General features: G+C 56.5%; 14 protein-coding genes. 8 read left to right on the top strand and 6 right to left on the bottom strand.

The features are described from left to right. Positions 1-212: 212 nt before the first annotated feature. Positions 213-1496 carry a putative acyl-CoA thioester hydrolase gene (locus ACTJI7_RS05510; protein ID WP_063154687.1) on the top strand — a complete coding sequence of 428 codons (1284 nt, stop codon included), beginning with the start codon at positions 213-215 and terminating at the stop codon, positions 1494-1496. 55 nt (positions 1497-1551) lie between these two features. Here the strand turns inward: ACTJI7_RS05510 and tisB are convergent, their stop codons facing one another. Together tisB and pgl are read right to left on the bottom strand one after the other, a co-directional pair. Next, the gene (gene tisB / locus ACTJI7_RS05515) at positions 1552-1641 is read right to left on the bottom strand and encodes a type I toxin-antitoxin system toxin TisB (RefSeq protein WP_023332440.1); all 90 of its coding nucleotides are present in this window, start codon (positions 1639-1641) and stop codon (positions 1552-1554) included. Positions 1642-2085: 444 nt separating this feature from the next. Further along, on the bottom strand, positions 2086-3081 hold the full coding sequence (gene pgl / locus ACTJI7_RS05520) for a 6-phosphogluconolactonase (RefSeq protein WP_041910746.1): 996 nt from the start codon (positions 3079-3081) through the stop codon (positions 2086-2088). 140 nt (positions 3082-3221) lie between these two features. Between pgl and ACTJI7_RS05525 the strand changes: the two genes are divergently transcribed. After that, positions 3222-4040, top strand: a complete 819-nt coding sequence (locus ACTJI7_RS05525; protein ID WP_049001166.1) for a pyridoxal phosphatase — start codon at positions 3222-3224, stop codon at positions 4038-4040. Here the strand turns inward: ACTJI7_RS05525 and modC are convergent, their stop codons facing one another. The 4 genes from modC to ACTJI7_RS05545 all read right to left on the bottom strand — a co-directional run bounded on the left by modC (position 4041) and on the right by ACTJI7_RS05545 (position 6892). Further along, entirely contained in the window at positions 4041-5099 is a 1059-nt protein-coding gene (gene modC / locus ACTJI7_RS05530) for a molybdenum ABC transporter ATP-binding protein ModC (protein ID WP_063154688.1), read from the bottom strand. A 2-nt stretch (positions 5100-5101) separates the two neighbouring features. After that, positions 5102-5791: a molybdate ABC transporter permease subunit gene (gene modB, locus ACTJI7_RS05535; RefSeq protein WP_041910749.1), complete on the bottom strand. Its 690-nt coding sequence runs from the start codon at positions 5789-5791 to the stop codon at positions 5102-5104. Continuing rightward, complete coding sequence (modA, locus tag ACTJI7_RS05540; protein ID WP_440669833.1) at positions 5791-6564, bottom strand: molybdate ABC transporter substrate-binding protein; 774 nt, start codon at positions 6562-6564, stop codon at positions 5791-5793. Before modA ends, modB begins: the two co-directional genes overlap by 1 nt. A gap of 178 nt (positions 6565-6742) precedes the next feature. Further along, positions 6743-6892: an AcrZ family multidrug efflux pump-associated protein gene (locus ACTJI7_RS05545; protein ID WP_041910751.1), complete on the bottom strand. Its 150-nt coding sequence runs from the start codon at positions 6890-6892 to the stop codon at positions 6743-6745. A 127-nt stretch (positions 6893-7019) separates the two neighbouring features. Here ACTJI7_RS05545 and modE point away from each other — a divergent pair, with 127 nt between their 5' ends. From modE to galM, 6 genes are all read left to right on the top strand, one after another. Next, entirely contained in the window at positions 7020-7808 is a 789-nt protein-coding gene (modE, locus tag ACTJI7_RS05550; protein ID WP_047367754.1) for a molybdenum-dependent transcriptional regulator, read from the top strand. A 67-nt stretch (positions 7809-7875) separates the two neighbouring features. Then, on the top strand, positions 7876-9348 hold the full coding sequence (gene modF, locus ACTJI7_RS05555) for a molybdate ABC transporter ATP-binding protein ModF (RefSeq protein WP_440669835.1): 1473 nt from the start codon (positions 7876-7878) through the stop codon (positions 9346-9348). 200 nt (positions 9349-9548) lie between these two features. Further along, positions 9549-10565, top strand: a complete 1017-nt coding sequence (gene galE, locus ACTJI7_RS05560; RefSeq protein WP_041910754.1) for a UDP-glucose 4-epimerase GalE — start codon at positions 9549-9551, stop codon at positions 10563-10565. Between the two features lie 9 nt (positions 10566-10574). Continuing rightward, positions 10575-11621 (top strand): galactose-1-phosphate uridylyltransferase, encoded by a 1047-nt coding sequence (galT, locus tag ACTJI7_RS05565; RefSeq protein ID WP_048957134.1) that lies wholly within the window; start codon positions 10575-10577, stop codon positions 11619-11621. A gap of 2 nt (positions 11622-11623) precedes the next feature. Further along, a complete protein-coding gene (gene galK, locus ACTJI7_RS05570; RefSeq protein ID WP_049137001.1) occupies positions 11624-12772 on the top strand; it encodes a galactokinase in 1149 nt (382 codons plus the stop codon). Beyond that, positions 12766-13806, top strand: coding sequence for a galactose-1-epimerase (gene galM / locus ACTJI7_RS05575; RefSeq protein WP_248199417.1), 1041 nt, complete (start codon positions 12766-12768; stop codon positions 13804-13806). Before galK ends, galM begins: the two co-directional genes overlap by 7 nt. Positions 13807-13934: the final 128 nt, after the last annotated feature.

A 13934-nucleotide genomic window follows, 5' to 3' on the forward strand; every position in this document is an offset into this window, starting at 1 on the left:
TGTCATGGGTTGTATAGACATTTATTTGCATCCATCGTCTGCTGTCAACCGCCTTAAGGGAAAATGTTATTTATTTGTGATGACTTTCCCGTCACCTCCGGGCAAAAAATGCAACTTTTACCCTTTTTATCTTCCCGTTTCGCTCAACTTAGTATAAAAAAGCAGGCTATTTCGTCTATCCCGTAAAGACTTGCATACCCAGGAGCTTCACCTTGAACATTTCCAGGATTTCCCGTCTGGCGTTAGCGCTCGCCTTTGGCGTGACATTATCCGCATGCAGTTCTACACCACCGGATCAGCGTCCTTCTGAGCAGGTAGCGCCCGGTACCGCCTCCCGCCCGATTTTGTCCGCGGATGAAGCGAAGAATTTCGACCGCACCCATTACTTCTCGGCGATGGATCCTAACGCCGCGCCGTGGACACCGTCTTCTATTAACCTGCCTAAACAGCCTGACTTCGTTGTTGGCCCGGCTGGCGCGCAGGGCGTAACGCATACCACTATCCAGGCAGCGGTTGACGCGGCAATCACTAAACACAGCGCGTCTCGCCAGTACATCGCGATCCTGCCGGGTGAATACGAAGGCACCGTGTATGTTCCGGCGGCTCCTGGCAGCATTACGATTTACGGTCTGGGTGAAAAAGCCATCGACGTAAAAATTGGCCTGGCGATTGATTCCGAAATCGACAGCACCGCCTGGCGTCACCTGGTGAACCCGGCAGGCAAATATATGCCGGGCAAACCGGCGTGGTATATGTTTGATAACTGCCAGAGCAAGCGTTCCGCCACCATTGGCGTGATGTGCTCGGCGGTGTTCTGGTCGCAGAATAATGGCCTGCAACTGCAGAACCTGACCATTCAGAATACCCTGGGTGACAGCGTGGATGCCGGTAACCATCAGGCCGTGGCGCTGCGTAGCGACGGCGATAAGGTGCAGATTAACAACGTCAATATTCTGGGCCGTCAGAACACCTTCTTCGTGACCAACAGCGGCGTACAGAACACGCTGCAGAACAACCGTCTGACCCGCACGCTGGTGACCAACAGCTACGTTGAAGGTGACGTGGATCTGGTGTCCGGTCGCGGCGCGGTGGTGTTTGATAACACCGATTTCCGCGTGGTGAATTCCCGTACCCAGCAGGAAGGCTATGTGTTTGCTCCGGCAACCCAGTCTAACCTGTTTTACGGCTTCCTGGCCGTGAACAGCCGCTTTAACGCGGCCGGTGACGGCGTGGCGCAGCTGGGCCGCTCCCTGGACGTGGACTCTGCGACCAACGGCCAGGTCGTTATCCGCGACAGCGTGATCAACGAAGGCTTTAACGTGGCGAAGCCGTGGGCTGATGCGGCTGTCTCCAAACGTCCGTTCTCCGGCAACACCGGTGCGGTGGACGATAAAGGAAACGTGCAGCGCAACCTGAACGACGCGAACTTCAACCGCATGTGGGAATACAACAACCGCGGTCTGGGCAGCAACGTGGTTGCTGAGCCGAAGCAGTAACGAGATGAGAGTAAAAGGGGGAGTTTAATCCCCCTTTTTACTGCGACTGAATGCGTCAGGCTCCAAACTTAAGATACGCATCCAATAGTTGCATAATCGCAACCATGAGTTGCAGGAACAGAATTGCCCATTCCACACCGCTCATACGCCACTCCTTTGGTATAGAGCACTTCTCCTCTGGTTTATCTTTCCGCTGCCTGTCACCAGAGGTGTGTTGGTTATGTTTTGATGTGCTCCGCAGTTTAGGCACCGTCGGCACCACCCGACAGCCAGGACTTAAAAAGGATCCTGAATTGCGGAACTGCAACACATCGAACCAACGCACAGAATGATATCAAATCACTACTGTACATAAAAACAGTTAAAACCAATTTAGGAATTTATAAAGCAAAAGCACTTAAGTGACTGATTATTATTTATATACTATTTACTGATCATTCCGTGTTCTCCTTTGTTCGTTGACGATGAATTTACATCGCCTTGAGTCGACATTATGATGACCCTGTTGGTTACGTTTTGATGTGCTCACCCGGCTACCACCGGGCATAAAAAAACCTCGCATCCGCGAGGTTTTTTTGTTTTAAGCCGCTTAGTGAGCGTTAACCACCACCCACATTGGCCCCTGACCTACCGCATAGCGTCCTTTCTCTTCCAGCAGGCCCTGCTCGCCTTTGATTTCATACAGCGCGATGTGGTGGGATTTCTGTCCCGCCGCAATCAGGTATTTACCGCTGTGATCGATATTAAAGCCGCGCGGCTGGGTTTCCGTTGGCTGGAAGCCCTCAATAGCCAGCACGCTGCCATCTTCGGAGACGCTAAACACGGTAATCAGGCTGGAGGTGCGGTCGCAGGCGTACAGATGGCGACCATCCGGCGTGATGTGAATATCTGCCGCCCAGCGAGTGTCAGAGAAGTCAGACGGCATCATATCCAGCGTCTGCACGCACTCAATCTGGCCGTTTGGATCTTTCAGCTCCCATACGTCCACCGAGCTGTTCAGTTCGTTAACGACGTAGGCATATTGCTGGTTCGGGTGGAATACCATATGGCGAGGACCTGCGCCCTCAACGGTGGTGACTTCAGCAGGATTCTGCGCCACCAGGTGACCATCGTCGCTCAGGGTGAACAGGCAGATTCGATCCTGCTTCAGCGCAGGCACCCACAGCGTGCGGTTGTCCGGGGAGATATTCGCCGAATGGCAGCCTTCCAGCCCTTCCACCACGTCGACAGTTTCTACCGGAATACCATCGTCAAGACGGGTCACGCTGACGCAACCGGCATTGTAAGAACCGCTAAAAATGAAGCGGCCTTTACGATCGGTCGAGATGTGGGTTGGGCTGCCCGGCAGTGGCGCTTCAGCGGTGTAGGTCAGCGCGCCGTCGTCAGGAGAGATGCGGTAGGCCAGCACGCGAAACTCCGGGCGCACACCCACGTATAAGAAACGTTTATCCGGGCTGACGACCATCGGTTGCACCTGGCCCGGTACATCAACAACCTGAACCAGCGTGAGCGAACCTTCTGCATTCAAGCGCCAGACGTGGATCTGCTGACTTTCAGGACTGGCGGTATAAACGGTTTGTTTCATGAATACTCCTTTCCTCACTGCACGTGAAAGTGATTATTTTTAACGGTGAATGCTGAATTTTAGCCAGGAATTTTGCAGCGATTTACTCTCGGTGTAACATCCCCTGAGACCTAAAATTCAACATTAACCCGGAAGAACAAATGACCTCGCGTGTGATTGCACTGGATTTAGACGGAACATTACTTACCCCTCAGAAAACCCTGCTCCCCTCCTCCCTTGAAGCGCTTAAACGCGCGCAGGAAGTGGGATATCAACTCCTTATCGTAACGGGTCGACATCACGTTGCCATTCACCCTTTTTATCAGGCACTGGCGCTGGATACACCTGCAATTTGTTGTAATGGCACTTATTTGTATGATTATCAGGCAAAAAAGGTTTTAGCCTCCGACCCGCTACCGGTTCCCCAGGCGCTGCAGCTGATTGATCTGCTGGATGAGCATAACGTTCACGGCCTGATGTATGTGGATAACGCGATGGTGTACGAGCGCCCAACCGGCCATGTGGTACGCACCAGCAACTGGGCGTTGTCCCTGCCAGAAGCGCAGCGTCCGGTCTTTACCCAGGTTTCCTCTCTGCGTCAGGCGGCCCAGGACGTTGAGGCTATCTGGAAGTTTGCCCTGACGGATGAAGACACCACCAAGCTGAATACCTTCGCGAAACACGTCGAGGACACGCTGGGGCTGGAGTGCGAATGGTCCTGGCACGATCAGGTGGATATTGCCCGCAAAGGCAACAGCAAAGGCAAGCGTCTGAAGCAGTACGTGGAATCGCAGGGCTGGTCAATGCAGGACGCGATCGCCTTCGGCGACAACTACAACGACATCAGCATGCTGGAAGCCGTCGGTACGGGCGTGGCGATGGGCAATGCCGACGACGCGGTAAAAGCGCGCGCTAACGTGGTGATTGGCGACAACACCACCGATAGCATCGCGCAGTACATTTATACCCACCTGCTGTAATCAGGCGGTGATCGAAACGCTCTTGATTTGCGCGTAAAGCCACAGGCCGGGCTTGATTGCCAACTCATCCCTGGCCCACGGGCTGATGCGCGCCCAGAGCGTCCTGCTGCCCACGTCGAGCTTCACCTCTACCTGCCCGTTATCATCAAAACACTCCGCCACTTTGGCGCGCAGAATATTTCGAATACTGGTTTGCAGCGGCGGCTGCAGCACCAGCGAGACGTCCGATGCCTGGATGCGGATCCGCAGCGCGGACTGCAACGGTTTGTCGATCTTATTGACCCAAAGATGCTGGTCGCCCAGCGCCAGGGCGGTCATCGCGTAGTGCGGATGATGCTCCAGAACGCTCACCTTCAGGATGCTGCTCTGCTGTTCCCTGGGTAACCAGGGGTGCATCACGCTACTGCCCCACACCTCTTCCAGGTTGCCGAAGGCCTTCACGCAGCCCTCTTCCAGCACCAGCACTTTGTCGGCCAGATGCAGGATCTCATCCAGCGAATGGCTGACGTAGAGCATCGGAATATTAATTTCGCGGGTCAGACGCTGCAGGTACGGCAGGAGCTCACGCTTGCGCGGAATATCCAGCGAGGCCAGCGGCTCGTCGAGCAGCAGCAGTTCGGGGGCGGTCAGCAACGCGCGGCCTATAGCCACACGCTGTTTCTCCCCGCCGGAGAGCGAGGACGGCAGCCTGTCGAGCAGGGGTTCAATGCCTAAAAGCGTCACCAGCTTATCAAACTGCCCGGCCATGCTTTTCGCCATGCCGTAGCGCAGGTTGCCGCGCACGCTGTAGTGCGGGAACAAGCGCGCGTCCTGAAAAACATAGCCGATGCGGCGTTTATCCGGCGAAAGGTAAATCTTGTTCTCCACGTCATTCAGGACGCGGTTGTTCAGGACAATGCGCCCTGACTGCGGGCGCGTCAGGCCGCTGATGGCGTTAATCAGAGACGTTTTACCCGCGCCCGACACGCCGAAGACGGCGGTGATGCCGCTTGCAGGCAGCGTCTCGTTAAGCGTCAGGGTATGGTTTCCCAGCGTCTGGGTGAAATTCAGTTCCAGCATCGTTATTTCCCCATCCGTTCGCGACTTAGCCGTGCCAGCCATTCAGAAACCAGCAGCGAAACCAGGGCTAATACGATAGAGATGATACACAGCCGCGCTGCGGCACTCTCTCCCCCTGGCGTCTGAATCAGGGTATACATGGCCGATGGGATGGTCCGCGTCTCGCCGGGAATGTTCGACACAAACGTGATGGTCGCACCAAACTCGCCCAGCGAGCGGGCGAACGCCAGCACCGTCCCGACAATGATGCCCGGCAGCGTAAGCGGAAGCGTGATGGTAAAAAAGACGCGCCAGCGCCCGGCACCGAGCGTGCGGGCTGCCTGTTCGAGCTTCATATCCACGCCTTCCAGCGCGAGGCGGATCGCTCTGACCATCAGCGGGAATGACATCACCGCCGCCGCCAGTACCGCACCGCGCCAGCTAAAGGCAAAGGTGATTCCGAACCAGTCGTAAAGCTTTTCGCCGATAAAACCGCGTCGCCCCATCGAAATCAGCAGCAGATAACCGACCACCACGGGCGGTAAAACCAGGGGAAGATGAAGGACGCTGTCGAGCAGCGCTTTGCCGGGGAACCGACAGCGAACCAGTAACCAGGCAAAAAAGATCCCAAAGGGCAAACTCAGCGCAACCGCCAGGGAAGAGACTTTAAGGCTCAGCAGAACAGCCTGCCATTCAGGATCGGTCAGTATCATCAGTGAGTCGTAAATCCATAACGTTTAAAGATTGCGGACGCCTCCGGCCCCTTCAGATAATCGCGGAAGGCCGTTACGGTCGCATTTTTATGTCCATCAACAATCGCCACAGGATATTCCACTTTCTTGTGGGAGTCTTCCGGGAAGGTGCCAACCACTTTTACGCCCTTGCTGGCAACGGCATCGGAACCATACACAATGCCCAGCGGAGCTTCGTTACGCTCCACCAGCGCCAGCGCGCCGCGCACATTTTCCGCCGGGGCCAGTTTTGATGACAGGGTCTCCCACGCGCCCAGCTTTTGCAGCGCTTCTTTGGCGTAAATCCCGGCCGGAACGTGTTCCGGGTCACCCACCGCCAGACGGCCACCGTTCAGCAGGCGGGTCCAGTTTGTCTCTTTATTGATGGTGATTTCACCCTGCGCGCTGGCCTTCGGTGCAACCACAACCAGGCTATTGCCCAGCAGCGTTTCGCGGGTCGCCGCATCAATCGATTTCTTCTCCACCGCGTAGTCCATCCACTTCTGGTCAGCAGAGATAAACAGATCTGCCGGAGCGCCCGCTTCTATCTGCCGTGCCAGCGTAGAGGAAGAGGCAAAAGAGGAGACTACCTCGACGTTTTTCTCTTTTTTATACGCCGCCGCAATATCCTGCAGCGCGTTGGTCAACGACGCCGCCGCAAAGACCGTAATTTTACCTTCGTCCGCCAGCGCGTGTCCGGTAAGTGAAAGCATCAGCGTTGCCCCTGCGAAAAGGCGTACCCATGAACGTGCCATCTGTAACTCCTGTGAGTAGCGTTATATACATATTAATATAACGATATCGTCAGGGAGATCCCAGCGGTAATTCGTACCGCTCAAGGGGTAACATGGTGTGTTACGTTAAATTATATCGGCGAAAGTAAGAAAAGCTTGAGAGCAAAACGCCCGGGCAAGCCGGGCGTTTTGTGGGAAATTAATGCTGCTTTTTCGCACGGTCTCGGTGACCGATATTCGAAAAGATGTTGAACACTTCACCCAGGCCGTAGATGGCACCGAGGATGATGGCCATCACTACTGGTACCATGATCACGGCGAATACCAGACTTTTCAACAACTCTAACATGGTTTTCTCCAGATTTTGTGAATGGGCTATTCTACCCTGAAAAGTAAGAAAAACATCCCCTTTTGTGCGGTGCCCTTTGCGCCCTGCACCATTTGGGTCACAATATTCTTTTTGCCAGGACACTGTTATGCAGGCCGAAATTCTTCTTACTCTCCGACTTCAGCAAAAGCTTTTCGCCGATCCCCGACGTATTGCCCTGCTTAAACAGATAGAACAAACCGGCTCAATTAGCCAGGGCGCTAAGAACGCCGGGATTAGCTATAAAAGCGCCTGGGATGCCATCAATGACATGAACACCCTGAGCGAGCATCCGCTGGTGGACAGAGCCACAGGGGGCAAAGGCGGTGGAGGTGCTGTTGTCACACGCTACGGCCTGCGCCTGATTCAGCTCTACGATCTCCTGGGCCAGATTCAGCAAAAAGCGTTCGATGTATTGAGTGACGACGACAACGTTCCGCTGGACAGCTTGCTGGCAGCCATTTCCCGCTTCTCGTTGCAGACCAGCGCCCGCAACCAGTGGTTTGGTACGGTGACGGCGCGCGATAATCTCCAGGTACAGCAGCATGTTGAGATCCTGCTTGCCGATGGTGTCACCCGTCTGAAAGCGGCGATAACGGCCCAGAGCGCAGAGCGCCTTGACCTGGATGAAGGTAAAGAGGTGCTGGTGTTGCTGAAAGCACCCTGGGTCAATATCACACGCGACCCGGACAAAGCAAAGGCGGCTGATAACCAGCTGCGGGGCACCATCAGCCATATCGAACGCGGCAAGGAGCAGTGCGAAGTGCTGATGCCCCTGGCAGACGGACAGGCGCTTTGCGCCACGGTCCCGCTCAGCGAGGCGAACGATTTAGAAGAAGGTGCTGTCGTCACCGCATATTTCAACGCGGACCGGGTGATTATCGCCACATTGTGCTGAGCGCATTGACAATCGTGACGACAGTGCGTATCCCTGATATCAATTGCTGCAAAAAATGGGATACATCATGTCATCATTGCATATTTCGCAAGGTACGTTTCGTCTTAGCGATACCCGAACACTGACGATTGCCGATCTGACAATACGCGCGGGTGAAAGCTGGGCGTTTGTCGGCACTAACGGCAGCGGTAAATCCGCGCTGGCCCGCGCGCTCGCCGGAGAGCTTACCCTTCTCAAAGGCGAATGCCGGAGCGATTTCACGCGCCTGACGCGCCTGTCCTTTGAACAGCTGCAGAAGCTGGTCAGCGACGAGTGGCAGCGCAACAATACCGATTTACTCAGTCCTGGCGAAGAAGATACCGGCCGCACGACGGCGGAAATTATTCAGGATGAGGTGAAAGATCCCGCCCGCTGTCAGCATCTGGCGGAACAGTTTGGCATTTCCGCGCTGCTGAACCGGCGCTTTAAGTACCTCTCTACCGGCGAGACGCGGAAAACGCTGCTGTGCCAGGCGCTCATGAGCCAGCCGGAATTGCTGATTCTGGATGAGCCCTTTGACGGGCTGGATGTCCACTCCCGCGCCCAGCTGGCTGCCCTGCTGGACTCTCTGAATCAGGAAGGCTATACGATCGTACTGGTGCTGAACCGCTTTGATGAAATTCCTGACTTCGTGCAGAACGCGGGCGTGCTGGCAGACTGTAGCCTGATCGAAACCGGAGAAAAGTCCGCGCTGCTCCGACAGGCGCTGATTGCCCAGCTTGCGCACAGCGAAAAGCTGGCGGGCATTGCGCTGCCGGATCCCGACGCGCTGGCAGCACGCCACGGTCTCGATCCCCGGCAGCCGCTTATCGTCCTGCGCGATGGCGTAGTCTCCTATGACGAACGACCGATCCTGAATCACCTCAGCTGGACGGTTAATCCTGGCGAACACTGGCAGATTGTCGGTCCCAACGGCGCGGGGAAATCCACGCTGCTGAGCCTGATAACCGGCGATCACCCGCAGGGCTACAGTAACGATCTGACGCTGTTTGGCCGCCGTCGCGGCAGCGGCGAAACCATCTGGGATATCAAAAAGCACATTGGCTACGTTAGCAGCAGCCTGCATCTGGATTACCGGGTCAGTACCACGGTACGCAACGTGATCCTTTCCGGCTATTTTGATTCCATCGGCATTTATCAGGCGGTGTCAGATAAACAGCACAAGCTGGCTCAGCAGTGGCTGGATATTCTGGGGATGGATAACCGGGTGGCTGACGCGCCGTTTCATAGCCTGTCGTGGGGGCAGCAGCGCCTGGCACTGATCGTTCGCACGCTGGTAAAACACCCTACGCTCCTGATCCTCGACGAGCCGCTGCAGGGGCTGGATCCGCTTAACCGACAGCTGGTCCGCCGCTTTGTGGACGTGCTGATTAGCGAAGGTGAAACGCAGCTGCTGTTCGTTTCACACCATTCCGAAGATGCCCCCGCCTGCATCACCCACCGCCTCGAGTTTGTCGCGGACGGTGAGGGTTATCGCTACCTTCTCAGCAACGTAGATTAACCGCGGAGGGCACCGCCCTCCTCTTTTCAGATAACTTGCATCAATACATCGCTATCCCTTTGATCTAGAATGCTCTACGTCATCGAAAAAGCGAGTGTGAAAACGAGTGTAAACGATTCCACTATTTTATCCCATGTCACACTTTTTGCGTCTCTGTTATGCTATGGTTATTACATACCATAGGCCCAATGGAGCGAATTATGCGAGTTCTGGTAACAGGTGGTAGCGGTTACATCGGAAGTCATACCTGTGTGCAGCTGCTGCAAAATGGTCACGATGTGATCATCCTCGACAACCTGTGCAATAGTAAGCGCAGCGTGCTGCCGGTGATTGAACGTCTTGGCGGTAAACAGCCGACTTTCGTGGAAGGCGACATCCGCAACGAAGCGCTGATGACCGAAATCCTTCACGACCACGCCATCGAAGCGGTGATCCACTTCGCGGGGCTGAAAGCGGTCGGTGAATCCGTTGCGAAACCGCTTGAGTATTACGACAACAACGTCAACGGTACCCTGCGTCTGATCTCCGCCATGCGCGCGGCAAACGTCAAAAACTTTATCTTTAGCTCCTCCGCCACCGTCTATGGCGATCAGCCAAAAATTCCTTACGTTGAAAGCTTCCCGACCGGTACGCCGCAAAGCCCATACGGCAAAAGCAAGCTGATGGTAGAGCAGATCCTGACCGACCTGCAAAAAGCCCAGCCGGAGTGGAGCATCGCATTGCTGCGCTACTTCAACCCGGTTGGCGCCCATCCGTCTGGCGATATGGGTGAAGATCCGCAGGGCATTCCGAACAACCTGATGCCGTACATCGCCCAGGTGGCGGTAGGCCGTCGCGAGTCGCTGGCCATTTTTGGCAATGACTACCCTACCGAAGACGGCACCGGCGTGCGTGACTATATCCACGTGATGGATTTAGCAGACGGCCACGTTGCAGCCATGCAGCAGCTGGCTGACAAACCGGGCGTGCATATTTATAACCTCGGTGCCGGGGTCGGCAGCAGCGTGCTGGACGTGGTTAACGCCTTCAGCAAAGCCTGCGGTAAGCCGGTGAACTACCACTTCGCTCCGCGTCGTGATGGCGACCTGCCTGCTTACTGGGCCGATGCCACCAAAGCCGATAAAGAACTTAACTGGCGTGTCACCCGCACGCTTGATGAAATGGCACAGGATACCTGGCACTGGCAGTCACGCCACCCGCAGGGTTATCCGGACTAAGGATCCGTCATGACTTCGTTTAATCCCGTCGATCATCCGCATCGTCGTTTTAACCCGCTAAGCGGGCAATGGATTTTGGTCTCTCCGCATCGCGCCAAGCGTCCCTGGCAGGGGGCGCAGGAGACGCCTGCAAAACAGACCCTGCCGCAGCACGACCCGGATTGCTTCCTCTGTCCGGGCAACACGCGCGTGACCGGGGATAAAAACCCGGACTACAAAGGCACCTTCGTGTTTACCAACGATTTTGCCGCCCTGATGACCGATACCCCGGATGCCCCCGCGAGCCACGACCCGCTGATGCGCTGCGAAAGCGCGCGCGGTACCAGCCGCGTGATCTGCTTCTCGCCCGATCACAGCAAAACGCTGCCGGAGCTGAGCGTGGACGCGCTGAAAGAGGTGGTCAGCACCTGGCAGGCGCAAACCGCTGAGCTGGGGCAGAGCTATCCGTGGGTGCAGGTGTTCGAAAACAAAGGCGCGGCGATGGGCTGCTCTAACCCGCATCCGCACGGCCAGATCTGGGCAAACAGCTTCCTGCCCAACGAAGCCGAGCGTGAAGACCGTCTCCAGAAGGACTATTTCGCAGAAAACGGCTCCCCCATGCTGGTGGACTACACCCAGCGCGAGCTGGCTGACGGCAGCCGTACCGTAGTGGAAACCGAACACTGGCTGGCGGTCGTGCCTTACTGGGCCGCCTGGCCGTTTGAGACGCTGCTGCTGCCGAAAGCGCACGTTCAGCGCATTACCGATCTCAGCGACGCGCAGCGCGACGACCTGGCGCTGGCGCTGAAAAAGCTGACCAGCCGTTACGACAACCTGTTCCAGTGCTCCTTCCCGTACTCCATGGGCTGGCACGGCGCGCCGTTTAACGGCGAAGAGAATCAGCACTGGCAGCTGCACGCCCATTTCTATCCGCCCCTGCTGCGCTCTGCAACGGTGCGTAAATTTATGGTGGGCTATGAAATGCTGGCGGAAACCCAGCGTGACCTGACGGCGGAACAGGCGGCAGAGCGTCTGCGTGCCGTCAGCGACGTCCACTATCGCGAATCAGGAGTCTAAAAATGAGTCTGAAAGATAAAACACAATCCCTGTTTGCTGAGAAATTTGGCTACCCTGCCACCCACGTAATTCAGGCGCCTGGTCGCGTCAACCTGATCGGCGAGCACACCGACTACAACGACGGCTTCGTGCTGCCGTGCGCAATTGATTACCAGACGGTTATCAGCTGTGCGAAGCGCGACGACCGTAAAGTCCGCGTCATTGCGGCGGATTACGGTAATGAGACGGACGAGTTTTCCCTTGATGCCCCGATTGTGACGTACGACAGCCAGCAGTGGTCTAACTACGTGCGCGGCGTGGTGAAGCATCTGCAGAAGCGCAATAAGAACTTCGGCGGCGCCGATTTAGTCATCAGCGGCAACGTGCCGCAGGGTGCGGGCTTGAGCTCGTCGGCCTCGCTCGAAGTGGCCGTGGGAACCGTCTTCCAGCAGCTGTATCATCTGCCGCTGGACGGGGCGCAAATTGCCCTGAACGGTCAGGAAGCGGAAAACCAGTTCGTGGGCTGCAACTGCGGCATTATGGACCAGCTGATCTCCGCGCTGGGCAAAAAAGAGCATGCTTTACTGATCGACTGCCGCTCGCTTGGTACCAAAGCCGTTCCCCTGCCAAAAGGCGCGGCCGTCGTGATTATCAACAGTAACTTTAAACGCACGCTGGTGGGCAGCGAGTACAACACCCGCCGCGAACAGTGCGAAACCGGCGCGCGCTTCTTCCAGCAGCCTGCCCTGCGCGACGTGACGCTCGATGAATTTAACAAAGTGGCGCACGAGCTGGATCCTGTCGTCGCCAGACGCGTTCGCCACGTGCTGACCGAAAATGCCCGTACCGTTGAAGCCGCCTCCGCGCTGGCGAAAGGTGACCTGAAGCGCATGGGTGAGCTGATGGCGGAATCTCACGCCTCCATGCGCGATGATTTTGAAATCACCGTGCCGCAGATCGACACCCTGGTGGACATCGTCAAAGCGGTTATTGGCGATAAAGGCGGCGTGCGCATGACGGGCGGCGGCTTTGGCGGCTGCATCGTCGCGCTGGTGCCGGAAGAGCTGGTCCCTGCCGTCCAGGACGCCGTGGCGAAGCAGTACGAAGCGCAAACGGGCATCAAAGAAACGTTCTATGTATGTAAAGCATCACAAGGAGCCGGACAGTGCTAAACGAAACACCTACCCTCGCACCGGATGGTCTGCCGTATCGCCTGTTAACCCTGCGCAACAGCGCGGGGATGGTGGTTACGCTGATGGACTGGGGTGCGACCCTGCTTTCTGCCCGCGTACCGATGCCGGACGGCAGCGTGCGCGAAACCCTGCTGGGCTGCGCCTCACCCGAGCAGTACGTTAATCAGTCTGCCTATCTGGGCGCGTCCGTCGGGCGCTATGCCAACCGCATCGCGAAAAGCCGTTTTGAGCTCGACGGCGTGCAGTACTCCCTGCTGCCAAGCCAGGGCGAGAACCAGCTTCACGGCGGTCCGGACGGGTTTGATAAACGCCGCTGGAAAATTGTTCGTCAAAACGACGGCGAAGTGCTGTTCTCGCTGGATTCGCTTGATGGCGATCAGGGCTTCCCGGGGAACTTTACCGCGTCCGCGCGCTTTACGCTGACGGACGACAACCGTATCGCTATTGAATACCGTGCGACGGTCGACAAGCCGTGTCCGGTTAACCTGACTAACCATGCCTACTTCAATCTCGACGGCAACCAGTGCGACGTGCGTAACCACAAGCTGCAGATCCTGGCGGACGCGTATCTGCCGGTTGACGAGATGGGCATTCCGTATCAGGGCCTGAAAGAGGTGAGCGGGACCAGCTTTGACTTCCGCAGCGCGAAAGTTATCGCCCAGGATTTCCTGAGCGATGACGATCAGCGCAAGGTGAAAGGCTACGATCACGCGTTCCTGCTGCACGCCAAAGGTGATGTGAAGCAGCCTGCCGCACAGGTCTGGTCCAGCGATGAGAAACTGCAGATGACGGTGTATACCACCGCCCCAGCCCTGCAATTCTACTCGGGCAACTACCTCGGCGGCACGACGGCGCGCGAACACAATGAGTACAGCGACTGGCAAGGACTTGCGCTTGAGAGCGAGTTCCTGCCGGACAGCCCCAATCATCCTGAATGGCCGCAGCCGGACTGCGTGCTGCGCCCCGGTGAAGAGTACATTAGCGTGACGGAATACCATTTTATTACGAAATGATTTCCAGCCCTCCCATCGGAGGGCTTTTTTCTGCGCGTCTTGCTGAAAATAGCGCCGATCGCTGACAAAATCCTAACCCTGGATTCACAAGCATCTTACACTCAGAGACTATTTTCGCTATGGTTAGG

The organism is Enterobacter sp. 22499, assembly GCF_052044815.1.
GTDB lineage: Bacteria > Pseudomonadota > Gammaproteobacteria > Enterobacterales > Enterobacteriaceae > Enterobacter > Enterobacter bugandensis.

Bases quoted from the DNA above. Each gene is read 5' to 3' on its own strand.
- tisB (WP_023332440.1), bottom strand. From the start codon at position 1,641: ATGAGCGGTGTGGAATGGGCAATTCTGTTCCTGCAACTCATGGTTGCG.
- pgl (WP_041910746.1), bottom strand. From the start codon at position 3,081: ATGAAACAAACCGTTTATACCGCCAGTCCTGAAAGTCAGCAGATCCAC.
- ACTJI7_RS05525 (WP_049001166.1), top strand. From the start codon at position 3,222: ATGACCTCGCGTGTGATTGCACTGGATTTAGACGGAACATTACTTACC.
- modC (WP_063154688.1), bottom strand. From the start codon at position 5,099: ATGCTGGAACTGAATTTCACCCAGACGCTGGGAAACCATACCCTGACG.
- modB (WP_041910749.1), bottom strand. From the start codon at position 5,791: ATGATACTGACCGATCCTGAATGGCAGGCTGTTCTGCTGAGCCTTAAA.
- modA (WP_440669833.1), bottom strand. From the start codon at position 6,564: ATGGCACGTTCATGGGTACGCCTTTTCGCAGGGGCAACGCTGATGCTT.
- ACTJI7_RS05545 (WP_041910751.1), bottom strand. From the start codon at position 6,892: ATGTTAGAGTTGTTGAAAAGTCTGGTATTCGCCGTGATCATGGTACCA.
- modE (WP_047367754.1), top strand. From the start codon at position 7,020: ATGCAGGCCGAAATTCTTCTTACTCTCCGACTTCAGCAAAAGCTTTTC.
- modF (WP_440669835.1), top strand. From the start codon at position 7,876: ATGTCATCATTGCATATTTCGCAAGGTACGTTTCGTCTTAGCGATACC.
- galE (WP_041910754.1), top strand. From the start codon at position 9,549: ATGCGAGTTCTGGTAACAGGTGGTAGCGGTTACATCGGAAGTCATACC.
- galT (WP_048957134.1), top strand. From the start codon at position 10,575: ATGACTTCGTTTAATCCCGTCGATCATCCGCATCGTCGTTTTAACCCG.
- galK (WP_049137001.1), top strand. From the start codon at position 11,624: ATGAGTCTGAAAGATAAAACACAATCCCTGTTTGCTGAGAAATTTGGC.